Here is a 14,866-nt window from a genome sequence, read left to right on the forward strand (position 1 = left end):
GCCTACCCTCAATATCGCGGCAAGTACTTCTCCTTCCGGGTTCCGGCCGATATTGTTAGGCAACCCTAAGGAGGTGGCGGTGATCGGATCCCGCTCCCGGTCCGGGCCCGGCCCGGCCGAGCTGTCCCGCACCGCGCTCGGACACGCCCCGCTGCTCGCCGTGCGGACGAGCGGCGCCGAGGAGCTCGTCGCCGTCCGCGGCGTCGACGTCGACGGGTCGGTGGTGCTGCTCGTCGCCGCCGACGGCCCGCTGGTGCACGACCTGTGCCGGCCCGGAACGCCCGAGCACGGGCCGTGCTCCGTCGACGCCGCCCTGCTCAGCCCCGTGCCCGCCGCCGACCGCGTCCTGCACGCGCTCGCGGCGCGGGGCCTGCTGGAGCTCGCCGAGGACGTCGAGGCGGCGTTGGAGGTCGTGCTCCGCGCCCACCCCGCCCGGCCCGACGTCGTGCTGCGCCCCGACGCGTCGGCGCTGCTGCGGTTCCACCCCGCCGCGCTCGACCTCGACGGGCGGTCCGTCGACCCGGCCGCCTCCGCCGCGGCGGAGTCCGACCCGCTCGCCGCCGACTCCGACGAGGTCGTCACCCACCTGCTCCACGACCACCCCGACGACGTGGCCCGCCTCGCGTTCCTGCTGGACCCGGCGCTGCTGGAGCACGTGCGCGCCCTCGCGCCGGTGCGGGTCGACCGCTACGGGCTGACGCTGCGCGTCGACTCGCCCGCGGGCACGACGCTCACCCGACTCGACTTCCCCGCGGCCCTGCGCGGTCCGGCGGAGCTCCCCGCAGCGATGCGGGAGCTCGCGTGCCGGGCCGCGCAGGTGACGGGGTGCCCGCGGCGTGACGCTGCCCTCCCCGACGCGCCGTAGCGCTACCGGGCCGGCTCCAGCACGGGCCAGTCGGCCGTGTCGCGCCGCAGTTGCCGGTCGTGCGTGGCGACGACGACCGCCGCCCGCGTGGCGCCCAGCGCCTCGGTCAGCTCGTCGATCAGCGCGGGGGACAGGTGGTTGGTCGGTTCGTCGAGCAGCAGGACGTGCGGGCGGGCGGCGAGCACGACCGCGAGGTCGAGGCGCCGCTGCTGCCCCACCGACAGCTCCGCGACCGGCTGCTCGGCGTCGCGGGCGGACAGCAGGCCCAGCGAGGCGAGCGAGGGCCCCTCGCCGCGGGTGGCGGCGCGGTGCACGTCGGCGGCCCGGCGCCGCGACGGGGGCGGCGACTCCTGCGCGAGCAGGCCGACCCGCCCGCCGTGGCGCACCCGCCCCGACGCCGGGGCGAGCGTCCCGGCGAGCACGGCGAGCAGGCTCGACTTGCCCGTGCCGTTGGCGCCGGTCACCACCAGCCGGTCGCCCGACCCGAGGAGCACGGTGCACGTCCCGGCGAGCCGGCCCGGCAGCGTCACGTCCTCGGCCTTGAGCACCCAGCCCTCCCGCGCCGGCAGGTCGGGCGCGGCGAACCGCAGCGGCGGCTCGGGCACCGCGACCCGGTGCGCCGCGAGGTCGTCGGCCCGCCGGTGCACCGCGCGGACCAGGGCCGGGGCCCGAGTCGCCCGGGTGTGCCTGCCGGTGCCCTTGTCGGGCCGCCACCCGGTCGACAGCCGGTCCTGCGCGGCGGTGAGGTCGCGTGCGAGGCGCTCGCCGTGGCGGACCTGGTCGCGGTGCTCGGCCTCCCAGCGCTCCCGCTCGGCGGTGCGCCCGGCGCGGAACCCGGCCCAGCCGCCGCCGTGGGTGCGGGGCCGGCCGTCGCGGCCGGGGTCGAGGTCGAGCACCGCGGTGGCGACGTCGGCGAGCAGGGCGCGGTCGTGGCTGACCAGCACCAGCCCGCCGGGGTGGGTCCGCAGCCGCGCGGTGAGGTGGTCGAGCCCGGTGGCGTCGAGGTGGTTGGTGGGCTCGTCGAGCAGCAGCAGGTCGTGGCCCGCACCGAGCAGGCAGGCCAGCCGGACGCGGTGGCGCTGCCCGACCGACAGCGTCGCGAGCGGGCGCTCCCGGTCGGTGGCGGCACCGAGCGCGGCCAGGGAGACCTCGACGCGGCGGTCGGCGTCCCAGGCGTCGTGGGCCTCGGCGGCCGTCAGCGCGTCGGCGTAGCGCTGCTCGGCGTCGGGGAGGCCGTCGGCGAGGGCGGTGGTGGCCTCGTCGAGCTCCTGCAGGGCGCGGCGGACCGCGGCCATCCCGACGTCGACGAGGTCGCCGACCGTCCGCCCGGCGGCGGGGATCTCCTGCGCGGCCGCGCCGAGGGTGCCGACGCGGCGCACGGTGCCGCGGTCGGGCACCAGGGCGCCGGTCAGCACCTCGAGCAGGGTGGTCTTGCCGCGGCCGTTCTCCCCGACGACGGCGAGCCGGTCGCCGGGGGAGACGGCCAGGTCGACGCCGGTCAGGACAGGTCGCCCGCCGCGGGCGAGGTGGACGTCGGACGCGCCGAGGTGGGCGCGGGCGCGCGCGGGCAGGGTGGTGCTGGGTAGGCCGGTGCTGGGCACGGGGTTCCTCCGGGGACGGGCCCGTCGGTCGGGGCCCGGGTGTGCGGTCGGGTGCGGACGCGCTCGGCCGGGCCCGGACCCGGGGAACCGGGTGGGGCCGCCGAGGGGCCGCCCCTCAGAGGAAGAAGAGCTGCTGCACGGGAACCACGATAGGGCCGCCCGCAACGGGTTTCAGCCGGGGACGCGGGCGCGCGCTCCCGGCCCGAACCCGGGGGCCACTACGAGGGCGCCGCGCTCGCGGCGGCACGACGCCACGGCGACGTGGCAGGGCCGCGGCACCGACGCGGGCAGCAGCAGCCCGCCGTCGAGCTGGTAGCGCATGTTCGTGATCTTCCAGGTGGTGGCGGCCGGGTCGCCGGGGGACAGCGGCGGCTGGTCACGGCGGACCACGACCATCGCCTCGGTGACGCCGTCGGGCCAGGTGAGCACGAGGGTGCCGGGGGCGGAGACGGCCAGATCGGTGACCGCGGGGATCCCGCCGGGGTCGGTCACGTCGGGCGACGGAGCGGGCGCGGGCCGCTGCGGCTGCTCCTGCTGCGCCTCGTCGGGGACCACCTCCTCGGACACCGCCTGCGCCGACACCTCGCTGCCGACCCGCGCGACGACGGCGTAGACGGGGACGTCGGAATCGGCGGCCGGTGCGCCGTCGATGAGGCCCGTGGTCCGGGTACGGCCGACGACGTGCCACCGGCCGTCGGGGCACAGGCGGCTGACCTTGTACTCGACGTCCCGGTCGTCGCCCGGCGTCCAGGTGACGGTGACCGAGGTGTCGTCGGTGCCGCGCTCGGCGCGGACGTCGACGGGGGCGGGGACGGCAGGCGGTGCGGGGACGACGGGCTCGGAGGCGACGGGCTCGGGCTCGACGGGCTCGGGCTCGACGGGCTCGGGCTCGACGGGCTCGGGCTCGACGGGCTCGGGCTCGACGGGCTCGGGGGCGACGGGCTTGGGAGCCGCGGCGGCCGGGGCGGGCGCCACCGGCACGGGGTCGGGCGCGGCGTGCCGGGGCCCGGGGACGGCGGCGGGCGGCTGCTCCGGTTCCGCCTGCGCGGGTTCTGGCTTCGCGGGTGCCTGCTGCGCGGATGCCTGCTGCGCGGGTTCGGGCGGGGCCCCCGGCACCGGCACCGGGAGCGGCCGCGTGGGCCGCAGCGCGCGCCGCGTCGGGGCCACGGGCTCGGGCGGCACCTCCGGCGCTGCCGGGCGGCGGGGGCCGGGGGAGGGCCGCGGGCGCGACGGCGGGGCGGTGGCCGCCGCCGCGAGCGCCGCGACGAACGCCGCGCAGCTGTCGAACCGCCGGGCCGGGTCCTTCGCGGCGGCGCGGGCGAGCACGTCGTCGACGGCGGGGGGCAGGTCGGGGCGCAGCAGGCTCGGGCGCGGCGGGTCGGCGGCGAGGTGGGCGTAGATGACGGCGGCGGTGTCGTCGCGCGGGTAGGGCACCTGCCCGGTGAGCCCGCGGTGGACCAGGCACGCGAGCCCGTACTGGTCGGAGCGGCCGTCGATCCACTTGCCCTGGATCTGCTCGGGCGAGGAGTACTGGAGGGTCCCGAGGTAGCGGCCGGCCGCGGTGATGTCGCTGCCCGGGTCGGTGCGCCCGCGCGCGATGCCGAAGTCGCACAGGTACACCTGCCCCGACCGCGAGCGCCCCGGCCGCGAGATGAGGACGTTGCCGGGCTTCACGTCGCGGTGCACCAGGCCGGCCTCGTGCACGGCGTCCAGCGCGTCGGCCACCGGCCCGAGCAGCGCGCACAGCCGGGTGACGTCGAGCGGGCCCTCGCGCTGCAGCACGGCGCCGAGGTCGTCGCCCTCGATGAAGCGCATCGACAGGAACAGCACGCCGTTGGCGTGGCCGGCGTCGTAGATCGGGACGACGGCCGGGTGCTCGAGGCTGGCGGCGATGGTGGCCTCGCGCTCGAACCGCCTGCGGTACTCGAGGTCGGCGGCGAGCGCGGGGGACAGAACCTTGAGCGCGACCGTGCGCCGGAGGTTGAGGTGCGTGGCGCGGTAGACCACGCCCATCCCGCCCTCACCGACGAGCGCGTCGATGCGGTGGCCGGCCAGCACGTGCCCGACCCATCCCGCCGCTGCGCCCTGCTGCTGCGGCACCGGGGCCCCGCCCTCCCCTCGCTCTCGTGCGCGCCGTCCGGGGGCGGGCGCGGACCTGCACGGCCACCGAGGGCCGGTCCCCGCCGAGCCTACGGCCACCGGGCCGGGTGCGGCCGAGGCGCCCGCGCGCGAACGGCACTCTCGCCCGACCCGGTCGAGCGGGAGTGCCGCTCGCCTACGCTCGGGCCCCATGACGATCCTGGGCGCGCTCACCACCGACCCGGTGCGGGCCGCGCTGCCCGAGGGCGTGGAGGTCGCGCGGGGCTGGCTGCGCCGGCCGCACACGCTGCCCGCGGCGCTGCGCGGCGTCGACCGGATGTACCTCGCGCCGACCCCCGACACCGTCGACGAGGTGCTGGCCGCGGCGCGCGACGCGGGCGTGCGGCACGTCGTCGACCTGTCCGGGGAGCCGGAGAGCTGGTGGGGGAGCGTGACGCGGGCCGTCGAGGCGTCCGGGATCGCGTGGACGCACCTGTGGCCGGGCGACTTCTTCGAGAACGCGCTCACCTGGGCCCCGCAGGTCCGGCCGACGCGGACGGTGCGCGAGCCGTGGCCGCACGCCGCGAGCGCGCCGGTCGCCATGGACGACATCGCCTCGGTGGCCGCGACGGCGCTGCTCGACGACCGGGGCGCACGTGCACCGGGCCCACGCCCTCACCGGCCCGGAGACGCTCCGCCGGACCGCGCTCGTTGAGCACATCGCCGCGGCTCTGGGGGAGCCGGTCGATTTCGTCGAGGTGCCCCGCGACGAGGCCGTCGCGGTGCTGGAGCCGGTGATGGGCGCGGACGCGGGCTGGTACGTCGACGCCGTGCTCGGCGGCTTCGCGGAGCACCCGCGGGAGGCGACACCGGTCGTCGAGGAGCTCGCCGGGCGGCCCGGCACGACGTTCGCGGCCTGGGCCGTCGCGCACGTGGACGCGTTCCGCTGACACGACGACGGCCCCCGAGCCGGAGCTCGGGGGCCGTGGTCGGGAACGTGCCTAGTCCAGGTAGTCGCGCAGCACCTGGGACCGCGACGGGTGGCGCAGCTTCGACATCGTCTTCGACTCGATCTGCCGGATCCGCTCACGGGTGACCCCGTAGACCTGGCCGATCTCGTCGAGCGTGCGGGGCTGGCCGTCGGTGAGGCCGAACCGCAGCCGCACCACGCCCGCCTCGCGCTCGGACAGCGTGGCCAGCACCGACTGGAGCTGGTCCTGCAGCAGCGTGAAGCTCACCGCGTCGACGGCGACGACCGCCTCGGAGTCCTCGATGAAGTCGCCGAGCTGGGAGTCGCCCTCGTCGCCGATGGTCTGGTCGAGCGAGATGGGCTCCCGGGCGTACTGCTGGATCTCCAGCACCTTCTCCGGGGTGATGTCCATCTCCTTGGCGAGCTCCTCCGGGGTGGGCTCACGGCCCAGGTCCTGGAGCAGCTCGCGCTGGATGCGACCCAGCTTGTTGATGACCTCGACCATGTGCACCGGGATGCGGATGGTGCGCGCCTGGTCGGCCATCGCGCGGGTGATGGCCTGCCGGATCCACCACGTGGCGTAGGTCGAGAACTTGTAGCCCTTGGTGTAGTCGAACTTCTCGACCGCGCGGATCAGACCGAGGTTGCCCTCCTGGATCAGGTCCAGGAACGCCATGCCGCGGCCGGTGTAGCGCTTGGCCAGGGAGACCACGAGGCGGAGGTTGGCCTCCAGCAGGTGGTTCTTGGCGCGCTCGCCGTCGCGGACGATCCAGCGGAGGTCGCGGCGCAGCTGCGGGGAGACCTTCTCGCCGGCGTCGATCGCGCGGCGCAGCCGCTCGGCGGCGTAGAGGCCGGCCTCGATGCGCTTGGCGAGCTCGACCTCCTCCTCCGCGTTGAGCAGCGCGACCTTGCCGATCTGCTTGAGGTACGCGCGGACCGAGTCGGCCGAGGCGGTGAGCTCGGCGTCCTTGCGGGCCTGGCGGAGAGCCTCGGACTCCTCCTCGTCCCAGACGAAGTCCGACGACTTCGTAGGGGTGGAGGAGCGCTCGCGGGGGCCGCGGCGGTTGACGCCGGTGTTGGCCGGCTCGTCCTCGTCGTCCTCGTCGTCCTCGTCCTCGTCGGTGGCCTTGCCGGGCACCTGGACGCTCTTGGCGGGCGCATCGGGAACGAGCTCGGCGTCGTCGAGGTCGACCTCGACCTCCTCCAGATCGGCGCCCTCGGGGGCTCCGTCCAGCTCGACGCCGTCGACGTCCGCGCCGTCGAGGTCGGCGGGCTCGTCGCCCGCCTTCTTCGCGGGGGCGGCCTTGGTGCCGGTGCGGGGGGCACGCGGCTTCGGTGCGGTCTTCGCCCGAGGTGCCCGACGTGCCGGGGCGGGAGCGGCGGCCTGGTCGGCCGTCGGCTCGGTACGGGTTGCGGAATCTGCGGCTGCCACCTAGGCCCTCTCACTACGGTGCGCTCTGTGGTGAGCCGGAGAAAAGCATGCACCGGCTGCCTGACGAGAATCTTGTGTGGTCACGAACCCCGTCGCGTCGCCCCCCGGAGGTACCGGAGGCGGGCGTCCCGCGATGGGGTGCGGACCCATTGTAACTGCGTGCGCCCGCAGTGCTCGCGCCTCGCATCCCGTAGGCGTGTCCGGACCCTCCGGATGTGATCGGATGACGTCGTGAGCACCCCCTCCGACAGCCCTGCCCCGACGGTCGACCAGGAGGCGTTGCGCCTGGTCGCGGTGCGGATCGCCACCGAGGCGGCCGAGCACCTGCGCGGCCTCCCGAGGCCGTGGGAATCCGGTGGCGCGGCCGGTTCGGTCGCCACCAAGAGCACCCCGACCGACGTCGTGACGGCTTCGGACACCGCGGTCGAGACGCTGGTGCGCGAACGCCTCGCCGCACTGCGTCCGGCCGACGCCGTGGTGGGGGAGGAGCACGGCGGCAGCGCGGGCGTCGACCCCGAGCGCGTGGTGTGGGTCGTCGACCCGATCGACGGCACGGTCAACTTCCTCTACGGCCTGCCCTGGTACGCGATCTCGGTGGCCGCCACCCGCGCCGGGCAGACGCTCGCGGGCGCGGTCGTGGAGCCCGACTCCGGCCGGGTCTGGAGCGCCGCGCTCGGCCTGGGCGCCACCTGCGACGGGCGGCCGCTCGCGGCGTCGGGCGCCACCGACCCCGCGCTGTCGCTGCTGGGCACCGGCTTCGCCTACGACGGGACGCGGCGGGCCCGGCAGGCGGGGATGGTCGCGGCGCTGCTGCCCCGCGTGCGCGACGTCCGGCGCACCGGCTCGGCGGCTCTCGACCTGTGCGCGGTCGCGGCCGGCTGGACCGACGGCTACCTGGAGCACGGCTGCAGCTGGTGGGACTGGGCCGCGGCGGCGCTCGTCGCCCGGGAGGCGGGCGCGGTCGTGCGCACGCCCGGCGTCGCGGGGCTCGCACCGCCCGACGACGGCCTCGGCGCCGACGCCCTGCTCGCCGCCGCACCGGGCGTCGCGGACGCGCTGGCGGAGCTGGCCCGGGAGGCCGGAGCCGCCTCGGTGTGACCGGTCAGCAGGGCGTCGTGCTGCGCGCCTCGGCGAGCGCCGCCGGGTCCGGCGGGGCGGGCGCGCCGGCCTCGCCGTCGTCGGCGGGGGAGGGGGCGCCGAGCGTCTCCAGCACGTCGCGGACGGGGCGGGGCGGGTTGACGTCGCCGAAGCCCGTGCCCACCGCGACGTCGACGGTCTCGTCGGCGCGCTCGTCGCGGATGAGCTCCGCGCACGGCAGCACCAGCGCGAGCGTGCCCGCGGCGGCCTCACCGGCGGGGCCGAACCGGACCTGCCCGACGCAGTCCATGTCGCCGTCGGGGTAGAAGGGGTCGTTGTCGGGCGGGCCCGCCGTGCCGAAGCCCAGGTCGTCGAGCTGCGCGGCCACGAGGTTGGCCTGGCCGCGCTGGCCGCCGGCGTTGAGCACGCGCACCGGGATGGCGGCGGGCGGCGCGGGCGCGACGGCGTCGAGCGCCCCGGCCTCCAGCGTCACGCCGGGCGATGCCCCGGCCACCGGGGTCGGGCAGGACTGCGGGCCGCTCGGACCGGACGCGCCGACCAGCACGACGGTCCAGGTGACGACCGCGATCACGGCGAGCACGGACACCACCGCGACGATCGGCGTGCGCCGCCTGCGGCGGTAGGGGACCGCGGTCACCGGGCACCCCGCCCGAGGCCGTGGGCCAGCACGTGCTCGCCGAGCGCGACGAGCGGGTCGACCGCGTCGTCGAGGCCCTCGGCCATCGACGCCGGCACCATCCCGGCGTGCACGCGGGCCAGGATCCCGGCCAGCACCACGGCGAGCTTGAAGGCGCCGAAGGCGACGTACCAGGGCAGCTGCTCCAGGTCGAGGCCCGAGCCGCGGGCGTAGGCGGCGGCGATCTCGGTGCGAGTGGGGAAGCCGGGCAGGCGCGTCGGGCTCGACAGGTGCTGCGCGGCCCGCCACACCGGTTCGTCGTCGGCCTCGTGCCAGTAGACGAGCAGCAGGCCCAGGTCGGCGAGGGGGTCGCCGAGGGTCGAGAGCTCCCAGTCGAGCACCGCGCGGATGCGGCCGGGGTCGTCGGTGTCGAAGAGGCAGTTGTCGATGCGGTAGTCGCCGTGGACGATCGTGTGCCGCTGCGCCTCGGGGACCCGCTCGGCCAGCGCCGCGCCCAGCCCCGTGAGCGCGGTGGCGGTGCCCTCCTCGACCGCCCCGCCCGACTCGCGCGCCGCGTCCCACTGCTTGCCCCAGCGGCGGACCTGACGGGCCATGAACCCCTCGGGACGGCCGAAGTCGCCGAGCCCGACCTCGTGGGGGTCGACGGCGTGCAGCGCGACCAGCACGTCGACCAGCGCGGCTCCGGCGCGGGCGCGGTCGGCCCCGGTGTCGGCCCAGCCCGCCGGCAGCTCGCCCAGCGGCACCACGCCGTCGACGAGCTCCATGACGAAGCACGGCGCGTCGACGGGCGGGCCCTCCTCGGACCACGCCAGCACGGCCGGCACGGGCACCGCGGTGCCGGCCAGGCCGGCGATGACCCGCCGCTCGCGCCCCATGTCGTGCGCGGTGGCCGCGACCTGCCCGACCGGCGGGCGGCGCAGCACGACCGCGCCCGCCGCGCTGTCGACGCGGTAGGTGAGGTTGGAGCGGCCGCCGCCGATCGGTGACAGCGCGCACTCCGCCCACCGGGGATCGCCCAGACGCTCGGCCAGCCACGGCCCGACGGTGCCGGGATCGGCGCCGGGGACGATGCCGTACGGGGTGCCGTCGGGGGTGGATCCGGGGGGCGTCGACGCGGTCACGAACCGGAACCCTAGCCCGCGGCGCGCCGCCGGGCCGGGCCCGTCACGGGCACCCTCGCAGGGGCTTGACGGGTGGGTTAGGGTTCGCGCCCCGGGACAGGCGCGGGGAGCCTCCGGCGAGTGAGACCGGGGTCACTCCGGGCCCGGGCACAAACCCTGCTGCTGTGACGTTGTCCAGCGGCACGACGACGAAGAACTGCTGTTCACAGAGGGTGGGACGATGGCAACCGACTACGACGCTCCACGGCGCAACGAGACCGACGACATGGCGGAGGACTCGCTCGACGAGCTGAAGGCCCGTCGCAACGAGGCTCAGTCGTCCGTGGTCGACGTGGACGAGACCGACACGGCCGAGAGCTTCGAGCTCCCGGGCGCCGACCTGTCCGGCGAGGAGCTCACCGTCAAGGTGATCCCGAAGCAGGCCGACGAGTTCACCTGCTCCAGCTGCTTCCTGGTGCACCACCGCAGCCGCCTGGCCGAGAGCAGCCCCCAGTTCGTCTGCCGCGACTGCGCGGCCTGACGCACCGTCCACTTCGACGCCCCGGACCCGCGAGGTTCCGGGGCGTCTTCGTGTGCGCAGCCGGACCGAGTGGCCCGGAGCCGGCGACCCGTGGCCCAGGAGTCAGCGGCCCAGGGCCCGGACCAGCCCCTCGGCGTCGCGCACGCTGACCACCCAGTACGGCGTCGGGTCTTCCGGGTCGGTGACCTCCACCCGCACCACCGGACGCACCCACGCGCGGTGCAGCAGGTGGGCGGTCGGGTCGAGGTCGGGACCGAGCGCCACCTGCTTCTCGTCGCGGTCGCGCAGCACGTCGACGCGGCCCACGTGCCGCAGCGCCAGCGCGGCGCCGCCGGCCCGCAGCTCGCCGTCGCGGACCTGCACGCGCACCCGCCCCAGCCAGACCAGCACGGCGACCGCCAGCGGGATCAGCGCGGCGTAGCCGATCCACGCCCGGATGCCCGGGTAGCCCATGTGGATCTCGGCGCCCAGGAGCACCGCGACGCCGATCGCCGGGAGGTACCACCACCACGGCACGGACAACCGCTCGTCGAATCCGGAGGTGCCGGACGTCGCAGGGTCCGTGGCCGGTGCGTGCTCGTTCACGATTCCTCAGGGTAGCGTCGGCCGTCGTGTCCGGCCCCGTCGATGCTCCCCAGCAGGCGCCGTCCACCGCACCGCCCGCCGCGCCGTCCCCGCGCGCGCAGGTCGGGACGCCGGTCGACGAGCGCGCCGCCGCCGTGGCTGCCGCGCGTCCGCTCGACGTCGAGGTCGTGCGGCTGGACCCGTCGCTGCCGCTGCCCGCCTACGCGCGGCCCGGCGACGCGGGCGTCGATCTGGCCTGCACCACCGACGTCGTGCTGGCCCCCGGGCGTCGCGAGCTCGTCGGCACGGGGGTCGCGGTCGCGCTGCCCGAGGGGTACGCCGGGTTCGTGCACCCCCGGTCCGGGCTGGCCGCGCGGACCGGGCTGTCGATCGTCAACGCCCCCGGCACGGTCGATGCCGGCTACCGCGGCGAGATCCGCGTCTGCCTGGTCAACCTCGGGCAGGACGAGGTGCGCCTGGTGCGCGGCGACCGGATCGCGCAGCTGGTCGTGCAGCGGGTGGAGCAGGTGCGGTTCGTGGAGGTCGACGCGCTGCCGGAGTCCGAGCGCGGCCCGGGCGGGCACGGGTCGACCGGCGGGCACGCGGTCCTCGGGGGTGCGCGGTGACGGCCGACGCCCGCGTCGGGCGCCGCTCCACGGCCACCGGCACGTTCGGCACGGCGGCCATCCGCCGCCGCCTCGCCGCCTCGCGCGACTTCGGCCCGTTCGACGCCGAGGACCTCGACCCCGCCGTCGTCGACCCCGGGCTGCTCGACTTCGGGTCCATCCGCGTGCCGGTGCCGCCGGAGGGCTCGGTCACCGTCGAGCCGACGGCCGACGGACGGCTGCAGGCCGTGCACATCGCGCTGCCCGGCGGGCGGCTGTCGGTGAGTGCGCTCGCGGCGCCGAAGTCGTCGGGCCTGTGGGCCGAGCTGGTGGCCGAGATCGACAGCTCGCTGCGCGAGGGCGGGGCCCGCGTGCGGTCCTTCCAGGGCGACTGGGGCCGCGAGCTGCACGCGCAGACCGGCGCCGCCCTGTCGGTGTTCGTGGGCGTCGACGGGGCGCGGTGGATGCTCTACGGCGTCGCCACCGGGCCCGAGCGGCACGCCGGCGACCTCGACGCGGCGCTGCGGCAGATGCTCAAGGGCACCGTCGTCGACCGTGGCCGCTCGCCGTTCCCGGTGCGCACGGTGCTGCCGCTGACGGTTCCCGAGGAGCTGGCCGACGTCGACGTCGTCGACGGCTCGGCGCTCGGGGTGCCCGGGCCGCCGCCCCGCCGCCACGACGAGCTCCCGCACCACGACGACGCGCCGGGCTACGACGACCCGCTCGCCGAGGGTGCGGGCTCCGGTCCGGTGCGGGCTCCGCAGTGCCGGCCCGCCGTTCCCCCCGCCCACCTCCCGCCCGCCCACCTGCCTCCGGTGGGTCCTGGACGGCCCGGTCCGCCGCCCGGTGGGGATCGTCCCGGTGGGGATCGTCCCGGTGCTGCTCCGGTCCCGGTCCGCGCACCCGCGCCGGTGGTGCCGCGGCGCATCGACGCCCCGACGGTCGTGCGGCCCGCCGTGGCCCGCCCGGCCGCGGCGCGGTCGGTGCCGCCGGTCGCGCCGCCCGCCCACCCGGCGCCGCCCGTGCGGCCCGCCGCCGCGGCGTGGTCCGGGGCGTCCGACCCCCTCGGCCCCGACCCCCTCGGCTCCGACCCCTTCCGCTCCGATCCCCTCGGCGCCGGCCCGTCGTCGGGCGGGTCGTGGGCGGAGGAGACGCGGTACACCGAGGCGTGGTCGCCGCAGCCCCGGCAGCCCGAGCCCTCGCCCTACGACTCGCCGCCGTACGATTCCCCCTCGTACGGGTCGACGCCGGCCCGCAGCACGGCCGACCCGACGCAGGCCCTGCCCGCCGCCCGGCGCGACGGGCCGCGCGACCGCCCGTCGGAGACGCCCGTCCCGCTCTGGGCCGCTCCGGCCGGGCAGCCCGACGACGCCCTCGGACCCGACCCGACCACGGCGCTGGGCCTCGGCTCGTCGGGCGACCGCTCCGCCGACCGGTACCCCGTCGCCGACAGCGCCGAGACCGAGTGGTGGCCGGCCCTCGACCGGTCCGCCCCTGACCGGTCCGGCTCCGACCACCGCACCGCGGACCGGTACGACGGCCGACCCGACGACCGCGGCTCCGACGTCGCGCCAACCGAGATCCGGCCCCTGCGCCACGAGCCCCTGCGCCACGACCCGGAGCCGTCGGGCGCCCGTCCGTCGAGCGAACCCTGGTCGGCCGCCGACCCGTGGGCCGCCGCCACCCCGCTGCACGACGACCTCTCCGCGCCCCCCGCCGGCTACAGCGGCGCCCGCGACCCGGGCTTCGACGACTCCGGCCTCCTCGGCGGCCACGTCGGCGCCCCGGGCCACGACGACCCCCTGCGGCCTGATCCCCTGAGTCCCGACCCCCTCCGCCCGGACCCGTTCCGTTCCGACCCCGTCCGGCCCGACCCCCAACGGCACGACGCCCTGCGCCCCGAGCCCCCCGCCCGGTCGGCCGACGACCCCGCCGCCACGCAGTGGTGGCCCGCGCTCCCGCCCGAGACGCCCGCGGCCGACCCCGGTGCCGGTCCGTACCTCGCGGATCCGTACGAGGACCTCTCGCGCCACGGCCGCCCCCGCGAGGACCGGAACGGGGACCGCTACGGGTACGGCGACCGTCGGGCTGCGCCCGAGGTGCCCCGCACCGGCCGACGCCGTCGCGCCGAGGACACCGGCACCGGCCCGGCCGTCGAGGCCACCCTCGACCTCGCCGCACTCGTCCGCGAGCGCCCCGGCCGCCGCCGCTCCCGCTACGAGCCCGAGGCCCCGCCCGGCGAGCCGACCCCGGCGCGCTGGGAGTCCGGCGGGCACAGCACCCGCCGGTCCGACGACCTGCGCCCGTCGGGCCGCCGCCGCGCCCCCGAGGACGGCGTCACCGACCCCCTGCCGAGGGTCACCGGCAGCGCGGCCGACGAGGGCGGGGCGGCCCGTCCGCGCCGCCGCCGCAGCGTCGACGTGCCACCGGACCCCGACTGGGCGCCGCCGTCGGCGCGCGGCGGCCGGACCATCGGGAGCGACGACCCGGGCCCGGGCCGCCACTCCCGCCCCCGCTGACCCGTGCCCCGCTGGCGCGGGCCGGCTCCGGGCTACCGGCCCTGCGCCCGCCGCCACCCCGACACCGCGGCCCGCCCCAGGACGGCGGGGTCGGCGCCGAACGCGTCGAGCGTCGAGGTCTCCAGCACCGCGCGGGGGAGCAGGCCCGCCCAGCGCCGGGCCTCCGCCAGCGGGTGCACGGCGTCGCCGGTGAGCCCGACCAGCCCGGCGGGCACGTCCAGCCCCTCCAGGTCCGCGGGCGAGGGCCCGGGCTCGGCCGCCGCGGCGTCGCGGGCGTCGGCCAGCCCGTCGCCGTGCGCGGCCCACGCCCGGGCGAGCTCGTCGGCCAGCCAGGCCGGGGCGCCGGACCGCGCCGCGCCCGCCGCCGCGGCGAGCCCGCCGCCGCGCACCTGCGCCGCGGTCAGCCGGGCGGCGAGCGCGGCCGGGGCGTCCGCCGGGTCGCCGCCCCACGCGGGCAGCGCCAGCAGCAGCCCGGCCACCCGACCCTCCGCGAGACCGGTGCGCGCCGCCCACCGCACCGCCACGTGCGCCCCCAGCGACACGCCGCCGACCAGCAGCGGGCCGTCGGTGCGGTCGAGCGCGGCGTCCAGCGCGGCCCGGTACCCGGCGACGACGTCGCGGCCCCGCCGCGGTGCGGGCGCGACCAGCGCGATCCCGGCGTCGCGCAGCGGACCGGCGAACGCCGAGCGCACGAACACGTCGTCCGAACCGGACCCGGGCAGCACGACCGCCGTGGCGGGCCGCCGTTCGGCGCTCGGCGCGGCACGCGCGGCTCGGATCACGGGATCGGCCCCGTCCGGTGGCATCGACGCAGGTTTCCGGGGAGTTACATTGGTGACCGTAGCGGGCCCGACG

14 protein-coding genes are annotated in these 14,866 nt (G+C 77.7%); 7 read left to right on the top strand and 7 right to left on the bottom strand.

The genetic code is table 11. The features are described 5' to 3' along the window. Positions 1-79: 79 nt before the first annotated feature. The gene (locus tag I4I82_RS28020) at positions 80-865 is read left to right on the top strand and encodes a DUF2470 domain-containing protein (protein ID WP_218596226.1); all 786 of its coding nucleotides are present in this window, start codon (positions 80-82) and stop codon (positions 863-865) included. A gap of 2 nt (positions 866-867) precedes the next feature. Here the strand turns inward: I4I82_RS28020 and I4I82_RS28025 are convergent, their stop codons facing one another. Both I4I82_RS28025 and I4I82_RS34560 read right to left on the bottom strand, forming a co-directional pair. Continuing rightward, on the bottom strand, positions 868-2,466 hold the full coding sequence (locus tag I4I82_RS28025; protein WP_226370287.1) for an ABC-F family ATP-binding cassette domain-containing protein: 1,599 nt from the start codon (positions 2,464-2,466) through the stop codon (positions 868-870). Between the two features lie 171 nt (positions 2,467-2,637). Continuing rightward, positions 2,638-4,566 (bottom strand): serine/threonine-protein kinase, encoded by a 1,929-nt coding sequence (locus I4I82_RS34560; protein WP_218596227.1) that lies wholly within the window; start codon positions 4,564-4,566, stop codon positions 2,638-2,640. Between the two features lie 190 nt (positions 4,567-4,756). Here I4I82_RS34560 and I4I82_RS28035 point away from each other — a divergent pair, with 190 nt between their 5' ends. Next, positions 4,757-5,260: an SDR family oxidoreductase gene (locus I4I82_RS28035; protein ID WP_218594529.1), complete on the top strand. Its 504-nt coding sequence runs from the start codon at positions 4,757-4,759 to the stop codon at positions 5,258-5,260. Positions 5,261-5,303: 43 nt separating this feature from the next. After that, a complete protein-coding gene (locus I4I82_RS28040) occupies positions 5,304-5,495 on the top strand; it encodes a hypothetical protein (RefSeq protein WP_218594530.1) in 192 nt (63 codons plus the stop codon). A 51-nt stretch (positions 5,496-5,546) separates the two neighbouring features. Here I4I82_RS28040 and I4I82_RS28045 read toward each other — a convergent pair whose 3' ends face one another. Next, positions 5,547-6,947, bottom strand: coding sequence for an RNA polymerase sigma factor (locus tag I4I82_RS28045; RefSeq protein WP_218594531.1), 1,401 nt, complete (start codon positions 6,945-6,947; stop codon positions 5,547-5,549). Positions 6,948-7,178: 231 nt separating this feature from the next. On the opposite strand from I4I82_RS28045, the gene I4I82_RS28050 reads away from it, so the two are divergent. After that, the gene (locus I4I82_RS28050; RefSeq protein WP_226370288.1) at positions 7,179-8,045 is read left to right on the top strand and encodes an inositol monophosphatase family protein; all 867 of its coding nucleotides are present in this window, start codon (positions 7,179-7,181) and stop codon (positions 8,043-8,045) included. A 4-nt stretch (positions 8,046-8,049) separates the two neighbouring features. Here I4I82_RS28050 and cei read toward each other — a convergent pair whose 3' ends face one another. Both cei and I4I82_RS28060 read right to left on the bottom strand, forming a co-directional pair. Continuing rightward, positions 8,050-8,682 (bottom strand): envelope integrity protein Cei, encoded by a 633-nt coding sequence (gene cei, locus I4I82_RS28055; protein ID WP_218596228.1) that lies wholly within the window; start codon positions 8,680-8,682, stop codon positions 8,050-8,052. After that, positions 8,679-9,803 (bottom strand): phosphotransferase family protein, encoded by a 1,125-nt coding sequence (locus I4I82_RS28060; protein WP_226370289.1) that lies wholly within the window; start codon positions 9,801-9,803, stop codon positions 8,679-8,681. The genes cei and I4I82_RS28060 overlap by 4 nt, the downstream gene beginning before the upstream one ends. A 220-nt stretch (positions 9,804-10,023) precedes the next feature. Between I4I82_RS28060 and I4I82_RS28065 the strand changes: the two genes are divergently transcribed. Then, positions 10,024-10,323 (top strand): DUF4193 domain-containing protein, encoded by a 300-nt coding sequence (locus tag I4I82_RS28065; protein ID WP_172164589.1) that lies wholly within the window; start codon positions 10,024-10,026, stop codon positions 10,321-10,323. Between the two features lie 102 nt (positions 10,324-10,425). Here the strand turns inward: I4I82_RS28065 and I4I82_RS28070 are convergent, their stop codons facing one another. Next, positions 10,426-10,908, bottom strand: coding sequence for a DUF3093 domain-containing protein (locus I4I82_RS28070; protein ID WP_218594383.1), 483 nt, complete (start codon positions 10,906-10,908; stop codon positions 10,426-10,428). Between the two features lie 134 nt (positions 10,909-11,042). Between I4I82_RS28070 and dut the strand changes: the two genes are divergently transcribed. Both dut and I4I82_RS28080 read left to right on the top strand, forming a co-directional pair. Then, positions 11,043-11,513 (top strand): dUTP diphosphatase, encoded by a 471-nt coding sequence (dut, locus tag I4I82_RS28075; RefSeq protein WP_218594386.1) that lies wholly within the window; start codon positions 11,043-11,045, stop codon positions 11,511-11,513. After that, entirely contained in the window at positions 11,510-14,011 is a 2,502-nt protein-coding gene (locus I4I82_RS28080) for a DUF3710 domain-containing protein (protein ID WP_218596230.1), read from the top strand. Before dut ends, I4I82_RS28080 begins: the two co-directional genes overlap by 4 nt. A gap of 32 nt (positions 14,012-14,043) precedes the next feature. Here the strand turns inward: I4I82_RS28080 and I4I82_RS28085 are convergent, their stop codons facing one another. Then, positions 14,044-14,793 carry an alpha/beta fold hydrolase gene (locus I4I82_RS28085; RefSeq protein ID WP_226370290.1) on the bottom strand — a complete coding sequence of 250 codons (750 nt, stop codon included), beginning with the start codon at positions 14,791-14,793 and terminating at the stop codon, positions 14,044-14,046. Between the last annotated feature and the right edge of the window lie 73 nt (positions 14,794-14,866).

Origin of the sequence: Pseudonocardia oceani (assembly GCF_019263585.2) — a bacterium.
GTDB lineage: Bacteria > Actinomycetota > Actinomycetes > Mycobacteriales > Pseudonocardiaceae > Pseudonocardia > Pseudonocardia oceani.

Coding starts and splice junctions, on each gene's coding strand:
- I4I82_RS28065 (WP_172164589.1), top strand. CDS start 10,024: ATGGCAACCGACTACGACGCTCCACGGCGCAACGAGACCGACGACATG.
- I4I82_RS28035 (WP_218594529.1), top strand. CDS start 4,757: ATGACGATCCTGGGCGCGCTCACCACCGACCCGGTGCGGGCCGCGCTG.